Source organism: Nocardia sp. NPDC003979, assembly GCF_053605015.1.
In genome coordinates this window covers 196,581-213,529 of the sequence record NZ_JBSGIJ010000004.1, presented here as the reverse complement: position 1 = coordinate 213,529, position 16,949 = coordinate 196,581, and the positions used below count along the sequence as shown (strand labels likewise).

Here is a 16,949-nt window from a genome sequence, read left to right as displayed (position 1 = left end):
CTCATTCCCAGCTGAGGCCGCCGCGGCGCCATTCGTAGGCGTAGGCGACCGACACATTGACGATGAACAGCGCCATCGCGGCGAACCCGAACAACCCGAGGGCGTCGAAATGGACGGCCCACGGGTAGAGGAACACGATCTCGATGTCGAAGATGATGAACAGCATCGCGGTGAGGTAGTACTTCACCGGGAAGCGTTGTCCCCCAACGTCTCCCGGCCCACCGGCGACGGCGTGTGGCGTGGGTTCGATGCCGCATTCGTAGGGTTCGAGCTTGGCCCGGTTGTATCGCCTCGGGCCGACGAGCGCCGCCATGATGACGGAGAACACCGCGAACGCCGCGGCGATGGCGCCGAGTACGAGTGCGGGCACTTCGATGTTCACGACTGCACTTCCCCTCCTCGCTGGAGCAGGCCGTGCCGTGTGGCGCGGCCGCGGACGGCAGCTTTCGGCGAGACGGGGCCGACAACGTTGTCCGCCGAACCGGGGCCTCGCCCGCTGTGCAGCGATGGCGGAGCGTTATACAGAACCCGCGCTCGTGTGAGCTAGAGCACAGACTATCGCGGTTTCAGGGGTGCGCCGCGCGTTTCCAGGGGACCGTTTGATCGAATTCAGTACCGAGATTCATGAGCGAAACGGTGGTAATCCGCTCGGTGCACACACAACAGAACCACTGGGGTTACCAGTGGTTCTGTGGGGATGGGGGTGACGTCGACTATCCGACGGAACGGGACACTGCGCTCAGCGCGCGTTGAGCACGCCCGCGACCGCGCGGGTGAGCTGCATGGCGTCGATCGGGTGCGACACCGAGGCCTCGGCCCGCGACCAGTTGGCCAGCCAGGCATCGTCGGGCCGCCCGGTGAGCACGACAACCGGCGGGCACTGCTCGATCTCGTCCTTGAGCTGCTTGGCGATCCCGAGACCGCCCGCGGGCACGGACTCCCCGTCGAGAATCGCGAGATCGATCCCACCGGCATCCATCTGCTCGATGACGACCGGCGCGGTCGCGACCTCGAGGTAGTCGAGCTCCGGTAGATCCGGCCGGGGGCGTGGCCCCAGCGCAAGAATCACCTGTTGACGGGTATCGGCGTCATTGCTGTAGACCAGCACACGCAGCGGGGTGGAACGATCTGATTCGGCCACAGACGGATCGTACGTCGGGTCGGCGGGCGTGGTGGCGGGTTCGGCCGAACAGCCGATATCCGAATCTCCCACCACCGCCCGCCTATTCGCCGGTGTGCTCCTAGCGGGCCGGCTCGTCTTTGAGCTTGGCGGCCATTTCGGCGGCGAGCCCGGGTTGTTCGGCCTCCATCTTCTGGACGTAGGTGACGGCGTCACCGACGGTGCGCAGGCTCGACAGGTCCTCGTCTGGGATCTTCACGGCGTACTTGTCCTCGAGTTGGACGGCGATCTCCACGAGGGACAGGGAATCGATCTCGAGGTCTTCGATGAAGGACTTCTCCGGAGTCACCTCGGCGGCTTCGATGCCGGTCACCTCCTCGATGATGTCGGCGATGCCCGCGATGATCTCCTGCTGCGTGGTTGCCACGAATTGTCCTTCGTTCGAGGTGATTACGTACGTGCAGTACCGTAAGAGCTCCACCGGGGTGGAGGTTCAACTGGTTGTGACCGACAACACACAGGCAACGTTGGTGAGTATCGGGGAGTTGGCGCGCAGCACCGGGCTCGCGGTCCGGACCATTCGGTTCTACTGCGACGAGGGCATTCTGGATGCTCGGCGCAGTGTCGGTGGGCATCGGCTGTTCGACGCGGAGCCGGCCGTCGAACGGGTGTTGCTGATCAAGCGGTTGCGGGCGCTCGGGCTCGGGTTGGGGTCGATTACCGAGGTGTTGCGGGGTGAGCGGTCGATCGCCGAGGTGACTGCTGCCGAAAGTTCCCGCCTCGATGTCGAGATGCGAACTCTGGCCTGGCGGCGCGCCTGCCTGCGGGCAGTCGAAGACGCGTCCCCTGCGAGCCGGGCCGAGCGGCTGGCTCTGCTGGCGGCCGCGCAGAACGGCGGGGCGGCGCACGACTGTCTGATGCGGTTCTGGTTGCGGGCACTCGCGCCGATACCGCCGGGCGATGTCGAAGGGTGGATCTACTGGAATGTGCCGGAGCCGCCCGGTGATCCGTCCGTCGAGGAGGTCGTCGCCTATGCCGAGCTGGTCGCGATGGTCTCCGACCCGGAACTGAACCGCGTTGTGCGCCGGCAGTACTGGCGTGGATCTGCCGATCGGATTCGTGAACCTCGCAGCCTCTACGGACAGATCGGTGACGTGATGGCCGACGTGGTGCCCCTGGTTACCGACGGTGTGCGGCCACGCGGCGGTGACGAACTCGATCGGTTCGTCGACGCGCATGCCGGCGCGCGCGGTGAACGAGATACGCCAAGTTTCCGTGCACAACTACTGAACGACGCGACCGACAGCGATCAGCGAATCCACCGGTATTGGACTTTGACAGAACAGCTTCTCGGTGCGCGTATCACCGTGGGACGCGCCCACAATTGGGTGTACCGGGCGCTGGTCGACTCCGTCGAGCACTGACTGTGGGGCCTAGGGGAATCGAACCCCTAGGCCCGCCTTGACGTGAGGTGGCTGAATTGCGGCCGTATGCCCGTCGATATTGCCCTCGCCCACCGGCAGCGATGCCTTCGCCGAGTTGCTAGCCGAGGAACTGGCGGCCCAGGATCGGCTGCCGGAGAACTCCGATCTTCGACTCGGCGCCGATGAGAAGCTGCGGGCGCAGCCCTGCCGACCGCGACCGTGCGCTACCAGTTCCCGTCTTCAACTGTCTTGTCGCCCAATGGAATCACCGGAAGATCGTCTTCGATCGGCGGGTTCGGCTGTTCGTCGGCCAGCCAGTTGCCGGTGGGTTCGACGGCGGCGAGCTCGGCGGCCGGGGCGAGGTCTTCTGTGTCGGCGGCGTAATACTCGAACCAGGGAAGGCCGTGTTCGGCGTAGGACTGCGCGGTGACGGGGGTGGAGGGGGCCGGTTCGCCGGTGATCTGTTCCCACTCGGCGGCGGAAGCGAGGTGGACGAAGATCCGGGCGTCGGCTTCGCGGCGGTAGTCGTCGACGGGGCGGTGGTCGGCGTAGATCTCCTGGCGCATCGTGCCGCCGGCGCCGAGCCCCATCGATCTGGCTTGCGGGCGCGCGTGGCCCCGGGCTTTTCCGGCGGGGGCGCCGCGTGGTGCACCGGACGGCCTGGGTGCGGCGGACGGGGTGGGCGCACTGCCGGGCGCTACGGGAGGGGGAGCGCCGACCGGACTTCCCGCAGGCGCACCTGCGACCGCGGCACCGTACGGCGGGGCACTCACCGGCATCGGAGCGCTGTAAGCAGTTGTCGCCCAGGGTGGATTACCGCCCGGTGGAGGAGTCGGCAAATGCCGCGGGCGTGCCTGCTCCTGCTGCCTGCGCCAGATCGCCAGCGCCGTTTCGGTGAGCCCGTGCACCGCCAGTTGCACCCCACCCCACTGCTCGGCACCGGTGACCTGCCCTTCGACGGTCGCGCCGAGCCCCATCGGCACCGCGACGAACTGGCGCACGACGCCGTCACCGGAGTTGATGCCGTCGAGCCACGGTTGATCGGGCAGGGCGAGGTAGTTCTGCGGGTCCTTGCCGAGCACGTCACTCCACGGCTTACCCGACACCGCGCACACCTTGCCGACCGCCACCTTCAAGGCGGCCGGGGTGATTGCGCTGAATTTCAACCACAGCGCCTCGCGCTGATCGACCGGCAGCAGTCGACCACCTGTCCGAGCACCACGGCTCCGATCGCGGACCGCCTCGGCGAGGCGGTGATCACGGGCCGATGGCGGCGTGGAAGGCGTCGGCGGGGCCTGTTTCGGCGGGGTCGATGAGGTGGGCGAGGAACAGGCGGGTGGTGAGGGTGGGGGTGGGGGTGGTGACGGCGTGCCAGGGGCGGTCGAGCGGGGTGCCGGGGACGTCGATGGTGTGCAGGGCGCCGGAGCGGAGGTGTTCGCCGACGGCGTCGGAGTGGATCAGGGTGATGCCGAGGCCTTCGCGGGCGGCGGCGATGACGGCACCGTGGGAGCCGAGCGTGAGGGTGGGCGGGTCGATCTGGAGGCGGTCGAGCAGGGCGAGGGTGGCTTCGCGGGTGCCCGAACCGGTGCCGCGCAGCAGCCAGGTGGTGTGGCGCGGGTCGGGGTTGTCGGTGCCGACGACAACCAGGGTGCTGGGGCGGCGTGCCTGGATGACCAAGCCCGCGTCGTGGGGTGGTCGGCCGGCGATGACGAGATCGGTTTCGTGGTGCTGCAATTCGAGGAACAGCACGTCGCGCGGCTGGATCGACAGGCTCAGTTCCACATCGGGGTAGCGGCGGCGAAACGAGGCGAGCGGCCGCAGCACCACGGATTCGCCCGCGGTGGCCACGACGCCGATGCGTAATCGCCCGGCGTCGGCCTGACGGACGGCGGCGTGCGCCTCCTTCATCAAACCGAGGATCCCCCGGCAGTATTCGGCGTACACGCGGCCCGCTTCGCTGAGCGCGATACCCCGTCCTGAACGAACGATCAGTTTGGCGCCGAGCTGCTTTTCGACATGGGTGACAGCGGCCGAGACGGCGGCTTCGGTGACGTGGAGTTGTGCCGCGGCACGGCGGATGGATCCCAGGCGGGCGACAGCGAGGAAAGTTTCCATCCGACCCGAACTGACCCTGCCCATACCCGACGGTAGCAAACTCAACGTTTCGGTTGAGCGTTGTCGGAAACATTCTGATTGTTTCCCCGGCCGACGCCCCCCATCCTGGAATTCGCTACGGGACAGCGGATTCCACAGGAGGAACCATGGCGGAAGAAACCGAACGGGATCGTTGGGATCCGGGTGTACAGTCCTATGCCTCGATGGGCTATTACTCGCCCGACTACGTGCCCGCCGACACCGACGTGCTCGCCGTGTTCCGGGTGACCCCGCAGCCCGGTGTCGACCCGATCGAGGCGGCGGCCGCGGTGGCGGGTGAATCCTCCACTGCCACTTGGACTGTCGTGTGGACCGACCGGCTCACCGCGCATTCGAAGTATCAGGCCAAGTGCTACCGGGTCGACCCGGTGCCGGGGCGCGAGGGCGAGTACTTCGCCTATATCGCCTACGATCTGGACCTTTTCGAAGAAGGGTCGATCACCAACCTCACCTCCTCGGTGATCGGCAATGTGTTCGGGTTCAAACCATTGCTGGCATTGCGCCTCGAGGACATGCGCATTCCGGTGGCGTATGTGAAAACCTTCCAGGGCCCGCCGCACGGCACGGTGATGGAACGCGAATACCTCAACAAATACGGCAGACCACTGCTCGGTGCCACGGTGAAACCGAAGCTCGGTTTGTCGGCCCGCAATTACGGGCGCGTGATCTACGAGGCCTGTAAGGGTGGCCTCGATTTCACCAAGGACGACGAGAACATCAATTCGCAGCCTTTCATGCGCTGGCGCGACCGGTACCTGTTCGCGATGGAGGGGGTGAACCGGGCGATGGCCGAAACGGGCGAGATCAAAGGCCATTACCTCAATGTCACCGCCGCGACCATGGAGGACATGTACGAGCGGGCCGAGTTCGCCAAGGAAATCGGGTCGGTCGTCATCATGATGGACCTGACCGTGGGTTATACGGCGATGCAGTCGATGTCGAAGTGGGCGCGCCGCAACGGCGTGCTGCTGCATCTGCACCGGGCCGGGCATTCGACGTTCACCCGGCAGAAGACGCACGGGGTGAGTTTCCGGGTGCTGGCCAAATGGTGCCGGCTGATCGGGGTGGATCATCTGCACGCGGGAACCGTGGTGGGCAAATTGGAAGGCGATCCAGCGACGACCCGCGGTTTCTACGACACCTTGCGCGAGAACCACATTCCGGCGCAGCTGAGCAACGGGATCTTCTTCGATCAGGAGTGGGCCAGCCTGCCCGGTGTGATGCCGGTGGCCTCCGGCGGTATCCACGCGGGTCAGATGCATCAGCTGCTCGACCTGTTCGGCGACGATGTGATCCTGCAGTTCGGTGGCGGAACGATCGGTCATCCGCTCGGTATCGCGGCGGGCGCCGAAGCCAACCGGGTGGCGCTCGAGGCAGTGGTCAAGGCCCGCAACGAGGGCCGTGACCTGCTCAAAGAAGGTCCCGATGTGCTGCGGACGGCGGCCTCGACGTGCCGCCCGCTCGAGGTCGCGCTGTCGACCTGGGGTGATGTCACCTTCGATTACACGTCCACCGACGCACCCGACGCGGTGCCGACGCCGAGCCTGTAGGGAGACCGGTCATGTATTTGCGACACGGGACGTTCTCGTACCTGCCCGAACTCACCGACACCGAGATCGCCGCCCAGGTGCGGTATGCGCTGCTCAACAACTGGCCGGTGTCGATCGAGTACACCGACGATCCGCATCCGCGCAACACCTACTGGGAGATGTGGGGTCTGCCGCTGTTCGATCTGGACGAACCCGACGGGGTGCTCGCCGAGATCAATGCCTGCCGGTCGACGTTTCCGCGGCACTATGTGCGGGTCAACGCCTATGACGCCACCTACACCAAGCAGACGACGGCGCTGAGTTTCCTGGTGCAGCGTCCGGCCGAGGAGCCTGGTTTCGAACTGGCTCGCGCCGAGGGCGCCGACCGCCGCCAGGTTTACAGCGTGCGCTCCTACGCCACCGAACGTCCGCAGGGACAGCGGTATGGGGGCTGAGGGAACCGCCAACGGTTTCCGGCTGCAGCGGCCGGGCGTCACCGACGTCCGGCCGTCTCGTCCGGCCGAGGACGTGGCGCAGACCGAGGAACTGCTCGATGCCGATGCGCTGCTGGATCTTTCGCAGGATCTGGCCGGTCACGATGTGGCCGAGACCCTGACCGCGCTGGATGCCGAACTGATCGGGCTGGCGAATGTGAAGCTGCGGGTGCGTGAGATCGCGGCGCTGTTGATGATCGATCGCGCGCGCCGCCGGTTCGGTCTCGAATCGTCGCGCCCGACGATGCACATGAGTTTCACCGGCCCACCGGGCACCGGCAAGACGACGGTGGCGTTGCGGATGGCGCAGATGCTGCACGCGCTGGGCTATATCCGTAAACCGAAGGTGCACACGGTGACCCGCGACGATCTCGTCGGTCAGTTCATCGGCCACACCGCCCCGAAGACCAAGGAGGCGATCGCCAAGGCCGCCGGTGGCGTGTTGTTCATCGATGAGGCCTATTACCTGTTCCGTCCGGAGAACGAACGCGATTACGGGCAGGAGGTGATCGAGATCCTGCTGCAGGAGATGGAGAACGAGCGGGCGAATCTGGTGGTGATCTTCGCCGGCTACCCGGATCGGATGGACAAGTTCTTCTCGGCCAATCCGGGGTTGTCGTCGCGGGTGGCGCATCATCTGGAGTTCGTCGATTACACCCAGGAGGAATTGCTCGCCATCGCGGAACTCATGGTGGCGGCGGAGAATTTCGTTTTCGACGCCGCGGCGCGCGAGGCGTTCTCCCGGTATCTGACGGTGCGGATGACGCGACCCCGGTTCTCCAACGCGCGCAGTGTGCGCAATGCGATCGATCGGTGCCGATTGCGCCAGGCCAAGCGACTGGTGGAAGCGGGGCGGCCGTTGTCGCGCGAGGATCTGGTCACGTTGTGCGCCGAGGACGTGTTGGGCAGCAGCGTTTTCGAGGAGGTGGGTGCCTCGCCATGCCGACCAGTTTGAAAACGCTGACCCGCTACACGATCGAGGAGGAACACCGTCATCCTGGGTCGTCGGGGGAATTCTCCGCGCTGGTGAATGTGGTCGCCACCGCCACCAAGATCATCGCCAATCAGGTGACGCGCGGGGCGATTCCGGGACGCGAGGACGGGCCGCTGTCGGCGAGCGACCGTCTCGACGCGTTGACCGACGAGATCATGGTGGCTCAGACCCAGTGGACCGGTCACCTGTCGGGGTTGCTGTCCGAGCAGCGTGCCACCGCGTTGGCGGTGCCGGCCACCCAGCGGCGCGGCAAGTACCTGCTGGCGTTCGACGCTCTGGACGGGTCGAGCAATATCGACGTGAATCTGCCGGTGGGTTCGATCTTCAGCATTCTGCGCGCGCCGCAGGAGGTGCTCGAGGGCACTGCCGAACCGTGCGACGCCGACTTCCTGCAGCCCGGTGTGCGGCAGGTGTGCGCGGGGTTCACCCTGTACGGGCCTGCAACGATGCTGGTGCTCACCACCGGCAGCGGCGTCGACGGGTTCACCCTCGACCGGGAGATCGGCGCGTTCGTGCTCACCCACCCGCGCATGCGGATCCCGCAGGACACTTCGGGTTTCGCCATCAACGCCGCCAACGAAAGGTTCTGGGAGCGGCCGGTGCGCCGGTATGTGCAGGAGTGCCTGGAAGGGGTGGACGGGCCGAGGGGCCGTGATTTCAACATGCGCTGGGTGGCGTCGCTGGTTGCCGACACCTTCCACATCCTGACCAGGGGCGGCATGTATCTGTACCCGCGTGATACCCGCAATCCGGCACGGCCGGGGCGGGTTTCGCTGCTGTACGGCGCCAATCCGATCGCGTTCATCGTCGAGCAGGCGGGTGGGGCCGCCACCACCGGGCACGACCGGGTGATGCTGGTGCCGCCGACGCAGGTGCATCAGCGGGTGCCGTTCATCTTCGGGTCCCGTAACGAGGTGTTGCGGGTCGAGCGGTATCACACCGAGCCCGACGAGGGCCCCAGCTTCGACAGTTCGCTGTTCGGGACGCGTTCGCTGTTCCGGCCGGCCAAGCACGACCAGCGCACCTAGGAGCCGCCCTATGTCGGTCAAACATCCTGTCGTCGCGATCACCGGGTCCTCCGGTGCGGGAACGACCAGTGTGACACGCACTTTCGAGGAGATCTTCCGCCGCGAGGGGATCAGTGCGGTGGTGGTGGAGGGCGATTCGTTCCATCGCTACGACCGGGCGGAGATGAAACTGGCGATGGCCGAGGCCGAAGCGCGGGCCAACACCACGTTCTCTCATTTCGGGGAGGACGCGAATCTGCTGCCCGAGCTCGAGGCGCTGTTCCGGGAGTACGGCGAAAGCGGTGTCGGGCAGGTGCGCAAGTACCTGCACGACGACGAGGAGGCCAAACCCTACGGGCAGCCGGCGGGCACGTTCACCCCGTGGGAGGAACTCGCGCCAGGAAGCGATCTGCTGTTCTACGAGGGCCTGCACGGTGCGGCCGTGACCGATTCGGTGAACATCGCCCAGCACACCGACCTGCTGGTGGGGGTGGTGCCGATCATCAACCTCGAGTGGATCCAGAAGGTGTATCGCGACAAGACCCACCGCGGGTATTCCAGTGAGGCGGTGATCGATACGATCCTGCGCCGCATGCCCGACTACGTGAAATACATCTGCCCGCAGTTCTCCCGGACCTACGTGAATTTCCAGCGGGTGCCGACGGTCGACACGTCCAATCCGTTCATCGCGCGCAGCATCCCGACCGCCGACGAGAGTTTCGTGGTGATCCGGTTCGCCGATCCGAAGGTGATCGACTTCCCGTATCTGCTATCGATGCTGCACGATTCGTTCATGTCGCGGCCCAACTGCATCGTGGTGCCGGGCGGGAAGATGGAGCTGGCGATGCAGCTGATCTTCACACCGTTGATCCTGCGGTTGATGGACAAACGGCCCAAACGCAATCTGTGATCAGACCTCGTCGTTGTCCTGCTGCTGTTGCCTGCGGGCCTCGCGGCGCTGCTGTTCGGCGCGCTCGCGCAGGCCACGCAGGAAGGCCTCGTCGTCGTCGGGGTTGGTGGCGATGTGGCGGCCGGGCCGGTCGTACTCGCTGAAGCGGGTGTTGGACGCCGGGCGCGACGGGCCGATCGGGCGTCCGGCGAACAACCACAGCAGTGCGCCGATGGTCGGCAGCAGAACGACGACGATCAGCCACCCCATCTTCGGCAGGTGGCGGATGCCGTCGTCGGGGCTGGTGACGATGTCGACGAGGCAGTACACCCACAGGGCAAGGGTCAGGAACCCGATGATCGCGTAGTGCATTGCGGCAGTCCTCTTCATGGTGGATGGACGGAGGACCCTGACGCCCCCGGCAGCAAGGATGCCGTATGTACGGGTGGGATGTCGTGCCGGGGTCAATCGGGCAACAGCGGCACCGACAGGCCCTCGCCGCGATCGAGCAGGGCCGCGCGGGTGACGGCGGCGGAGCCGAAGCGGCGGCGCAGGTCGTCGAGGGTGGCGTCGAGAGTGTTGTCGGCGCGGGGTTCCAGCGGGAGGGTCAGCTGCATGGTGTCGGCGTCGTCGAGGTTGGTCAGCGACAGGCCGATGAGGGTGATGCCACGTTCGGCGATCAGTGGTGTGGCGGTGTCGAGTAGGCGGTGGGCAGCCTGGCGGATGGCGGTGGTGGCATCTGTGGCCTCGACCAGGGTGTGCGAGCGGGTGGCGCGGGTGAAATCGTCGAAACGTAAGCGCAGCACCACCGTTCGGCAAACCCGGTCGGCGGCGCGCAGGCGGCGGCCGAGGCGGTCGGTGAGTCCGTCGAGGTAGGCGGCGATCTCGTCGGGTTCGCGGTGGCGGCGGCCCAGCGCCCGTTGGGCACCGATGGAGCGGCGGCGTTTGCCGGTTTCCACGCGGCGTGGGTCGCGGGCCCACGACAGGGCGAACAGGTGGCGGGCGGCGGCAGGGCCGAGGATGGCGCGCAGGTGGGCTTCGCCGAGTTCGGCGAGTTGACCGACGCGGGTGATGTTGTTGGCGTGCAGGGTGGCGGCGGTGACTTTGCCTACGCCCCATAATCGTTCGACCGGCAGCGGGTGCAGGAAGTCGAGTTCTCCGCCGGGGTCGACCAGGCGTAAACCGTCGGGTTTGGCGACGGCGGAAGCGACTTTGGCCAGGAATTTGTTGCGGGCGATGCCGACGGAGATGGGCAACCCCACCTCCGTGCGGATGCGTTCACGCAACCTTCGGGCGATGTCGACCGGTTCCCCGCTGATCCGCCGCAATCCACCGACGTCGAGGAACGCCTCGTCGATGGAGATGCCCTCCACGATCGGAGTGGTGTCGTGGAAGATCGCGAACACCGCCTTGCTCGCCTCGGCATAGGCCGACATCCGCGGCGGCACCACCACCGCCTGCGGACACACCCGCAACGCCTGACTCGCGTTCATCGGCGTCCGCACCCCGAACGCCTTGGCCTCATAACTGGCGGCCAGCACCACCCCACCGCCGACGAGCACCGGCTTACCCCGCAACCACGGCTGATCCCGCTGCTCGACCGAGGCATAGAACGAATCCAGATCGGCATGCAGGATCGAGGCTTCGTCGCGGGACTGGATGCGTAGGCGGCGCGGGGCAGCGGAGTCGGACACGAACATATGTTCGCATCGATGTCCGACAAGAACGAGACCCTCCAGGAGCCGTCCGCAAATGCTCGGCGAACACTAACCCTCGTGAAGTTTCCGGATACTCACGACCACTCCCGAACCTCGAAGCGGGCGCGCGACAGCTTCGATCTCAGCCCGCGTGCCCTCCAGCCCTGACCCGCGCAATTCTTCGGCCATCGCCCGCGCCTGCACCAGCGAGAGTGAACGCACGACACGCAATGTCCGCATCGCACTCGCGAGGGGTAGGTTGTCGGACCCCTCTGCTGAGATGGGGATCGGGACCGTCGGTGAAAGAGGTTGGTGCGCATGGTGAGTGTCGGGTGGGAACAGGTCTTTGCGTGGCGGTTGAGGCGACAGTTCGTGGCGCCACGGGGTGGTGGGGGTGTCGAGGAGATCGTGGGGCGACTGGTGGGGGTGCAGGCGCAGGTGGGGTCGGCGGCCGAGACTGCTGTTGCGGTGCGGGGTGGGGCGGGCAACGCTGTGGGGGAAGCGCTTTCGGCGGGTGGGTTGGTGAAGACGTGGGCGATGCGGGGGACATTGCATGCGATGGTGCCGGGGCAGGCCGCGGCGGCGTTGGCGTTGATGGGGTCGGCTCGGACGTGGGAGAAGGCCTCGTGGGTGAAGACGTTCGGTGCCACTCCGGAGCAGGTTGCGGCGTTGGTGGAGGTGGTGTCGGGGGTGCTGGCGGAGCAGGTGCTCACGCGCGAGGAGTTGGTGGAGGCGGTGCTTGCCGAGCCGGGGTTCGGGCATCTGGGGGAGCAGTTGCGGTCGGGGTGGGGTGCGGTGCTCAAGCCGCTGGCGTGGCAGGGGGCGTTGTGTCACGGTCCGATGCGTGGCACCAAGATCACCTTCACTTCGCCGGGGAACTTGGTGGCCGGCTGGTCCGGCCTGCCCGAGCCCGACGTGGCGGCGCCCGGGCTGATCCGGGCGTACCTGGGCGCCTACGGTCCGGCGACGCCGGAGTCCTTCGATGCATGGCTCAGCCGCAACAGCTTGCGTAAGACGGTGGTGCGTGGATGGTTCGCGGCACTGGGCGACGAGTTGACCGAGATCGAGGTGGAAGGTCGAAAAGGGTGGCTGCCCACCGAATTCGTCGACGAACTCACGGCCGCGACCTCGGATGATGCGATCCATCTGCTCGGGCCGTTCGACCAGTACGTTCTGGGCCCCGGCACCGGCGACACCGCGCTCCTGGCGGCCGAGTATCGGGCGAAGGTCAGCAGGACGGCCGGTTGGATCTCACCGCTGGTGCTGGTGGGCGGCCGGATCGCGGGTACCTGGGAACAGCAGGGTGAGCAGGTGGTGGTCACGCCGTTCGACGGCGCGCGGTTGCCGAAGCGGGCGTTGGGTGCGGCGGTGGAGCGGCTCGCCACCGCGATCGGCAGCGACCTCACCGTGCGCATCGCGTAATCGGCACGCCGTCACATCGGGGCGGTGGCTCGAATCCGGTTTCGCGATCCGCCACGGGCGAACCAAGCGCTTGCTACGGTGAGGTGATGATCCCCACGATCGTCTGGGGCACCGGCAATGTCGGTCGCGCGGCCATCCGTTGCGTCACCGCTCATCCGGCGCTGGAACTGTCCGCGGTGCTCGTCCACGACGCCGCGAAGGTCGGCCGCGATGCCGGTGAACTCGCCGGTCTCGACACCGAGCTCGGCGTGCGCGCGACCGATGACATCGACGCCGTGCTCGCGAACAGCCCCCGCGCGGTGGTGTACGCGGCCTCCGGCGATATCCGCCCCGACGACGCGCTCGCCGACATCGTGCGCGCGATCCGGGCCGGTGCCGTGGTCGTGACGCCCGCGCTCTACGCCCTCTACGACCCCCGTAACGCGCCGGCCGAGATCCGTGACCCGGTGCTGGCGGCGATCGAGGACGGCGGTGGTTCGCTGTTCGTGTCCGGCGTCGACCCCGGTTGGGGCAACGACGTGCTGCCGGTGCTGATCAGCGGGCTCGCGGGCACCTTGGACGTGGTGCGCTGCCAGGAGATCTTCGACTACTCCACCTACGACCAACCCGACTCGGTGCGATACCTGGTGGGGATGGGGCAGCCGATGGACTATCAGCCACCGATGCTGTTGCCCTCGGTGCCGACGATGGTGTGGGGCGGGCAGATCCGGTTGCTGGCCAGGGCACTGGACGTGGAACTGGACGATGTCCGCGAGACCGTCGAGCGGCGTGCACTCGATGCCACTGTGCAGACGGTGCGGATGGGTGAATTCGCGGCGGGCACGCAGGGGGCGGTGCGTTTCGAGGTGCAGGGCATCGTCGAGGGCGAGGCACGCATCGTCATCGAACATGTCACCCGTATCCACCCGGCCTGCGCCCCGGACTGGCCCTCGCCACCCGACGGGGAGGGTGCGCACCGGGTGATCATCGAGGGCAGCCCGCGCATCGAGGTGAATGTGGCCGCCACCGACGAGGGCGGCAACCGGGCGGCGGGCGGAAATGCCACGGCGGTGGGCAGATTGGTCAACGCGATCGACTGGCTGGTCGCCGCCGAACCAGGTCTCTACGACGCGCTCGAGGTTCCGTTGCGCGCCGCGGTCGGCAAACTCGGAAGGAAGATCCCATGATCATCGACGTGCCGCAGGGCAAGGATCCCATCGGGTATGTGTGGGGCGAGATGGTGCCCGGTATCGGTGTCGCGGCCGCGGCGTTCTCGCTGTCGGTGTACGAGCACTCCACGCTCGGGCTGCGGGAGTTCGAGGCGGCGCGGTTGCGCATCGCCCAGATCAACGGGTGCCTGTTCTGTCAGGACTGGCGCACCGAACGCGACGGGGTGAAGGTCGAACCGGAGTTCGCCGCCGCGGTCACCGACTGGCGCGACACCGACCTGTTCGACGAGCGGACCCGTTTGGCGGCCGAATACGCCGAGCGCTATGCCACCGATCATCACGGCCTCGACGACGACTTCTGGGCCCGCATGTTCGCCCATTACACCCAGCCCGAGGTGGTCGAGTTGAGTATGAGTATCGGTTCGTGGCTGGCTTTCGGCCGCCTCAACCGGGTCCTCGGCTTGGACACGGCCTGCGTGCTGCCCGGGCATTGAGCCGCGCGGCCGTGCCCGGTTGGCGCGGGTGGGGTTAGGCTGCGGGCCGTGGAGTCTCCCATTCGGCAGCTGATCGACACCGTGGCCTGGGTCCTGATCGACAACGGGCGCATCCTGTGTGCCCGCCCGCGCGGCAAGGATGTCTTCTACATTCCCGGCGGCAAACGCGAGGGCGCGGAAACGGATCTCGAGACGCTGGTGCGTGAGGTGGCCGAGGAACTGACCGTGGAGTTGTCGACCGAGACCGCGGTCCATGTGGGCACCTATGAGGCACCTGTTTCCCACGACGAGGACACCGTGGTGCGGATGGCCTGTTACACCGCCGAGTACCGGGGCGTGTTGACGGCGAGCAGCGAGATCGAGGCATTGGCGTGGTTCGGATTCGGCGACCGGGATCTGGTTCCGCCGGTCGACCAGTTGCTCTTCGACGACCTCGCCGCCTCGGGGGCTCTGCGGTGATCGCCGCGGCGGCCCGCTCGGCGAGCTTCGAGCTGGTCGCGGTGCCGCTGGCTTTCACCCGGGTCCGTACCCGGGTGCGGGTCGCGCGGCGGATGCTGCGGGAACCGGTGGGTGCTCATGGTGTGTCGCTGCCCCGGTGCCTGGTGCATTCGGTGCTGTCGGCGGGGGTGGGTGTCGTCGGCTGGTTCCTGGTGCTGTTGAGCGTGCTGGTGCTCGTTCGCGGTCTGGCCTACCCGCTGCTGGTGGGCGACGGGTACCGGAATGCCTGGGGCGGGCCGACTCTGGCCGGTGCGTGGGCGGTGCACGCGCTGCTCGCGGTACTCCTCGCACCACTGTTCCTCGCGGTTGTCGCGGCGCTGGGGCGGTTGCAGGTCCGGTTGATCCACACCGTGCTGGGCGGTCACCGGTCGTGGTGGCCGGTCCCGCTCGCCGTGCTGCTCACGGCGGCGGGCACGCTGTTCTTCATCGCCTGGTCACACCAGATCTGACGACTCAGTCCAGATCTCGGCACACTGGCGTGCCTTGATGTCGTGGGTCCCAGCGTTCGGCGTCGAACGCGGTGAGACGGCCCGGTAGCGGCCGTTTCGGCTTTCGATGGAGGAAGCTCCGTAGTTCGGGTGCCCGTGGTGACCAGCAGATGACGGCAGTGGACCGGCGGTGAAGCAACCCTCCAGCACCGCTGTCCTACTGGTGTGCAAAGATTTTCGCGCACAACGCTGTCTATCGGACCAAGGATCGATGAGCAGGGGTATGTGATGACAATTCCAGAGGATGCGCTAGCTTCCGACCTCGACGCCGATAACGACCCGGCGTGGCGTCGTTCGGACGGGGATTATCTGTTCGTCGCGTGTGACAGCGACTTCGACGGCTTGATCTCGGCGGCCGATCTGCTCCGCACGCTCAACAGTTGGGGATTGACGCTCGCCGAGGCCGAGGCCGCGGAGTTCGTCGCGGCGGGTGACACCGACGGCGACGGGCTGATCTCGCTGACGGAGTTCGACGCCGTGCGTACCCAGGTGCGGGTCGAGGACGGCAACAGTCCGGTCGAGGATGCCTTCTACGCTCTCGACACCGATGGTGATCAGGCCGTTTCAGTCGAAGAGCTGACCGGGATCGCGTCCCGGCTCGGCGAGTTCTACACCACCGGGCAGGCCCGGGACCTGATCGCGCCGGTCGACGTCGATGGCGACGGCAAGCTGACCCTCGACGAGTTCGTGACGCTGTTCACGTGCCTGCTGGGTGAACTCGAGCCCGACGCGGAATCCGCCGCCTGACTGTTCGCGATCATCTTTGCTCTCACGAGCCGCTCGACCATCGAACGTACCTTTTTCATGGAAAGGATCTGAGATGTTGTCGCAACAGACCCTACGCACGATCAACGCCGCCGCCACCTTGTCGACCGCTCTCGCCGGTAGTGCGCCCGCCGCTCGGCTCGAGGTGATCGCGACACCCGACGTGATCGTTCATGTGCCCGAGATCCAGAAGTTGAAGCGCCTGCTGAACGTCGATTCCACCGTCTGGCAACTGGTCTCCCAAGGTGCGACGACGGCCGAGTCGAAACGGTGGGCGAGCTTGGGCGCGATCTTCGATGACCGCTACGAGGAGACTCACGGCGAACTGGGTGGCGAGTCGCGCCAGTACCCCTGTTATCGATTCAAGGTCGGGTCGACGGCCGTGCTGGTGGCCACCACGCGGCCCGGCCAGTGGTTGCTGTTCTCCGGTGACGACGGTCGGACCTTCTTCTGGGTCGATCGCGCCCCGACGCCGCCGGTGACCGTCGCCATCGATGGCAGGCCGTGGTACGAGATCGAGCGCGAGAAGCGTAACAAGATCGTCGACGCACGCCCGGCGACCGGCGAGCTGATCGGCTATGCCGCCCTGTGCGAACACTTCTTCGATGCCAGGGAGATGAAGTTCAGCGAATGGAGCTGGTACGGCGGCAAAAAGCTGCCGATCAGTAAGGATCCGGCGACACAGATCGGTGGCACCTGGGATTTCATCCTCGGCGCGACCGGCGCCGGTGGCTACCGACGAACCTCATGGGGCACCGACACGACCTGGTATCTGGTCGAGGGCACCGATCGCTACGTCAAAGAAGGCTGGTTCCGCTGGCTGTAG

At 66.6% G+C, this 16,949-nt stretch carries 20 protein-coding genes; 13 read left to right on the top strand and 7 right to left on the bottom strand.

The features are described 5' to 3' along the window. Position 1: 1 nt before the first annotated feature. The 3 genes from ACWEVR_RS10600 to acpM all read right to left on the bottom strand — a co-directional run bounded on the left by ACWEVR_RS10600 (position 2) and on the right by acpM (position 1,547). On the bottom strand, positions 2-382 hold the full coding sequence (locus ACWEVR_RS10600; protein ID WP_067638450.1) for an NADH-quinone oxidoreductase subunit A: 381 nt from the start codon (positions 380-382) through the stop codon (positions 2-4). Positions 383-739: 357 nt separating this feature from the next. Further along, positions 740-1,141: an Rv3143 family two-component system response regulator gene (locus ACWEVR_RS10595; RefSeq protein ID WP_452466703.1), complete on the bottom strand. Its 402-nt coding sequence runs from the start codon at positions 1,139-1,141 to the stop codon at positions 740-742. Between the two features lie 100 nt (positions 1,142-1,241). Beyond that, positions 1,242-1,547, bottom strand: coding sequence for a meromycolate extension acyl carrier protein AcpM (gene acpM / locus ACWEVR_RS10590; protein WP_452466702.1), 306 nt, complete (start codon positions 1,545-1,547; stop codon positions 1,242-1,244). A 76-nt stretch (positions 1,548-1,623) separates the two neighbouring features. Between acpM and ACWEVR_RS10585 the strand changes: the two genes are divergently transcribed. Continuing rightward, positions 1,624-2,544 (top strand): MerR family transcriptional regulator, encoded by a 921-nt coding sequence (locus ACWEVR_RS10585; protein WP_452466701.1) that lies wholly within the window; start codon positions 1,624-1,626, stop codon positions 2,542-2,544. A 224-nt stretch (positions 2,545-2,768) separates the two neighbouring features. Here ACWEVR_RS10585 and ACWEVR_RS10580 read toward each other — a convergent pair whose 3' ends face one another. Both ACWEVR_RS10580 and ACWEVR_RS10575 read right to left on the bottom strand, forming a co-directional pair. Continuing rightward, complete coding sequence (locus ACWEVR_RS10580) at positions 2,769-3,710, bottom strand: hypothetical protein (RefSeq protein WP_452466700.1); 942 nt, start codon at positions 3,708-3,710, stop codon at positions 2,769-2,771. 91 nt (positions 3,711-3,801) lie between these two features. Further along, positions 3,802-4,659, bottom strand: coding sequence for a LysR family transcriptional regulator (locus tag ACWEVR_RS10575; RefSeq protein ID WP_067490379.1), 858 nt, complete (start codon positions 4,657-4,659; stop codon positions 3,802-3,804). A 146-nt stretch (positions 4,660-4,805) separates the two neighbouring features. On the opposite strand from ACWEVR_RS10575, the gene ACWEVR_RS10570 reads away from it, so the two are divergent. The 5 genes from ACWEVR_RS10570 to ACWEVR_RS10550 are packed head-to-tail and all read left to right on the top strand — an operon-like array spanning position 4,806 to position 9,632. Then, complete coding sequence (locus ACWEVR_RS10570; RefSeq protein WP_067489955.1) at positions 4,806-6,248, top strand: form I ribulose bisphosphate carboxylase large subunit; 1,443 nt, start codon at positions 4,806-4,808, stop codon at positions 6,246-6,248. Between the two features lie 11 nt (positions 6,249-6,259). After that, a complete protein-coding gene (locus tag ACWEVR_RS10565) occupies positions 6,260-6,682 on the top strand; it encodes a ribulose bisphosphate carboxylase small subunit (protein ID WP_067489958.1) in 423 nt (140 codons plus the stop codon). Next, positions 6,672-7,676: an AAA family ATPase gene (locus tag ACWEVR_RS10560; protein ID WP_452466699.1), complete on the top strand. Its 1,005-nt coding sequence runs from the start codon at positions 6,672-6,674 to the stop codon at positions 7,674-7,676. The genes ACWEVR_RS10565 and ACWEVR_RS10560 overlap by 11 nt, the downstream gene beginning before the upstream one ends. Then, entirely contained in the window at positions 7,661-8,743 is a 1,083-nt protein-coding gene (locus ACWEVR_RS10555; protein ID WP_452466698.1) for a class 1 fructose-bisphosphatase, read from the top strand. Before ACWEVR_RS10560 ends, ACWEVR_RS10555 begins: the two co-directional genes overlap by 16 nt. Before the next feature lie 10 nt (positions 8,744-8,753). Then, positions 8,754-9,632 carry a phosphoribulokinase gene (locus ACWEVR_RS10550; RefSeq protein WP_452466697.1) on the top strand — a complete coding sequence of 293 codons (879 nt, stop codon included), beginning with the start codon at positions 8,754-8,756 and terminating at the stop codon, positions 9,630-9,632. Here ACWEVR_RS10550 and ACWEVR_RS10545 read toward each other — a convergent pair whose 3' ends face one another. Both ACWEVR_RS10545 and dinB read right to left on the bottom strand, forming a co-directional pair. Further along, positions 9,633-9,983 carry a PLD nuclease N-terminal domain-containing protein gene (locus ACWEVR_RS10545; protein ID WP_067489970.1) on the bottom strand — a complete coding sequence of 117 codons (351 nt, stop codon included), beginning with the start codon at positions 9,981-9,983 and terminating at the stop codon, positions 9,633-9,635. Between the two features lie 92 nt (positions 9,984-10,075). Then, positions 10,076-11,311 (bottom strand): DNA polymerase IV, encoded by a 1,236-nt coding sequence (gene dinB / locus ACWEVR_RS10540; protein ID WP_452466696.1) that lies wholly within the window; start codon positions 11,309-11,311, stop codon positions 10,076-10,078. Between the two features lie 405 nt (positions 11,312-11,716). On the opposite strand from dinB, the gene ACWEVR_RS10535 reads away from it, so the two are divergent. The 7 genes from ACWEVR_RS10535 to ACWEVR_RS10505 all read left to right on the top strand — a co-directional run bounded on the left by ACWEVR_RS10535 (position 11,717) and on the right by ACWEVR_RS10505 (position 16,949). Then, positions 11,717-12,730, top strand: a complete 1,014-nt coding sequence (locus ACWEVR_RS10535; RefSeq protein WP_452466695.1) for a winged helix DNA-binding domain-containing protein — start codon at positions 11,717-11,719, stop codon at positions 12,728-12,730. 86 nt (positions 12,731-12,816) lie between these two features. Further along, complete coding sequence (locus ACWEVR_RS10530; RefSeq protein ID WP_452466694.1) at positions 12,817-13,896, top strand: NAD(P)H-dependent amine dehydrogenase family protein; 1,080 nt, start codon at positions 12,817-12,819, stop codon at positions 13,894-13,896. Continuing rightward, entirely contained in the window at positions 13,893-14,372 is a 480-nt protein-coding gene (locus ACWEVR_RS10525) for a carboxymuconolactone decarboxylase family protein (RefSeq protein ID WP_452466693.1), read from the top strand. The genes ACWEVR_RS10530 and ACWEVR_RS10525 overlap by 4 nt, the downstream gene beginning before the upstream one ends. Positions 14,373-14,420: 48 nt before the next feature. Further along, positions 14,421-14,831, top strand: a complete 411-nt coding sequence (locus tag ACWEVR_RS10520; RefSeq protein ID WP_452466692.1) for an NUDIX hydrolase — start codon at positions 14,421-14,423, stop codon at positions 14,829-14,831. Beyond that, entirely contained in the window at positions 14,828-15,319 is a 492-nt protein-coding gene (locus ACWEVR_RS10515) for a hypothetical protein (RefSeq protein ID WP_067489985.1), read from the top strand. Before ACWEVR_RS10520 ends, ACWEVR_RS10515 begins: the two co-directional genes overlap by 4 nt. Positions 15,320-15,586: 267 nt before the next feature. Further along, a complete protein-coding gene (locus ACWEVR_RS10510) occupies positions 15,587-16,105 on the top strand; it encodes an EF-hand domain-containing protein (RefSeq protein ID WP_452466691.1) in 519 nt (172 codons plus the stop codon). Positions 16,106-16,178: 73 nt separating this feature from the next. After that, a complete protein-coding gene (locus ACWEVR_RS10505) occupies positions 16,179-16,949 on the top strand; it encodes a hypothetical protein (protein WP_452466690.1) in 771 nt (256 codons plus the stop codon).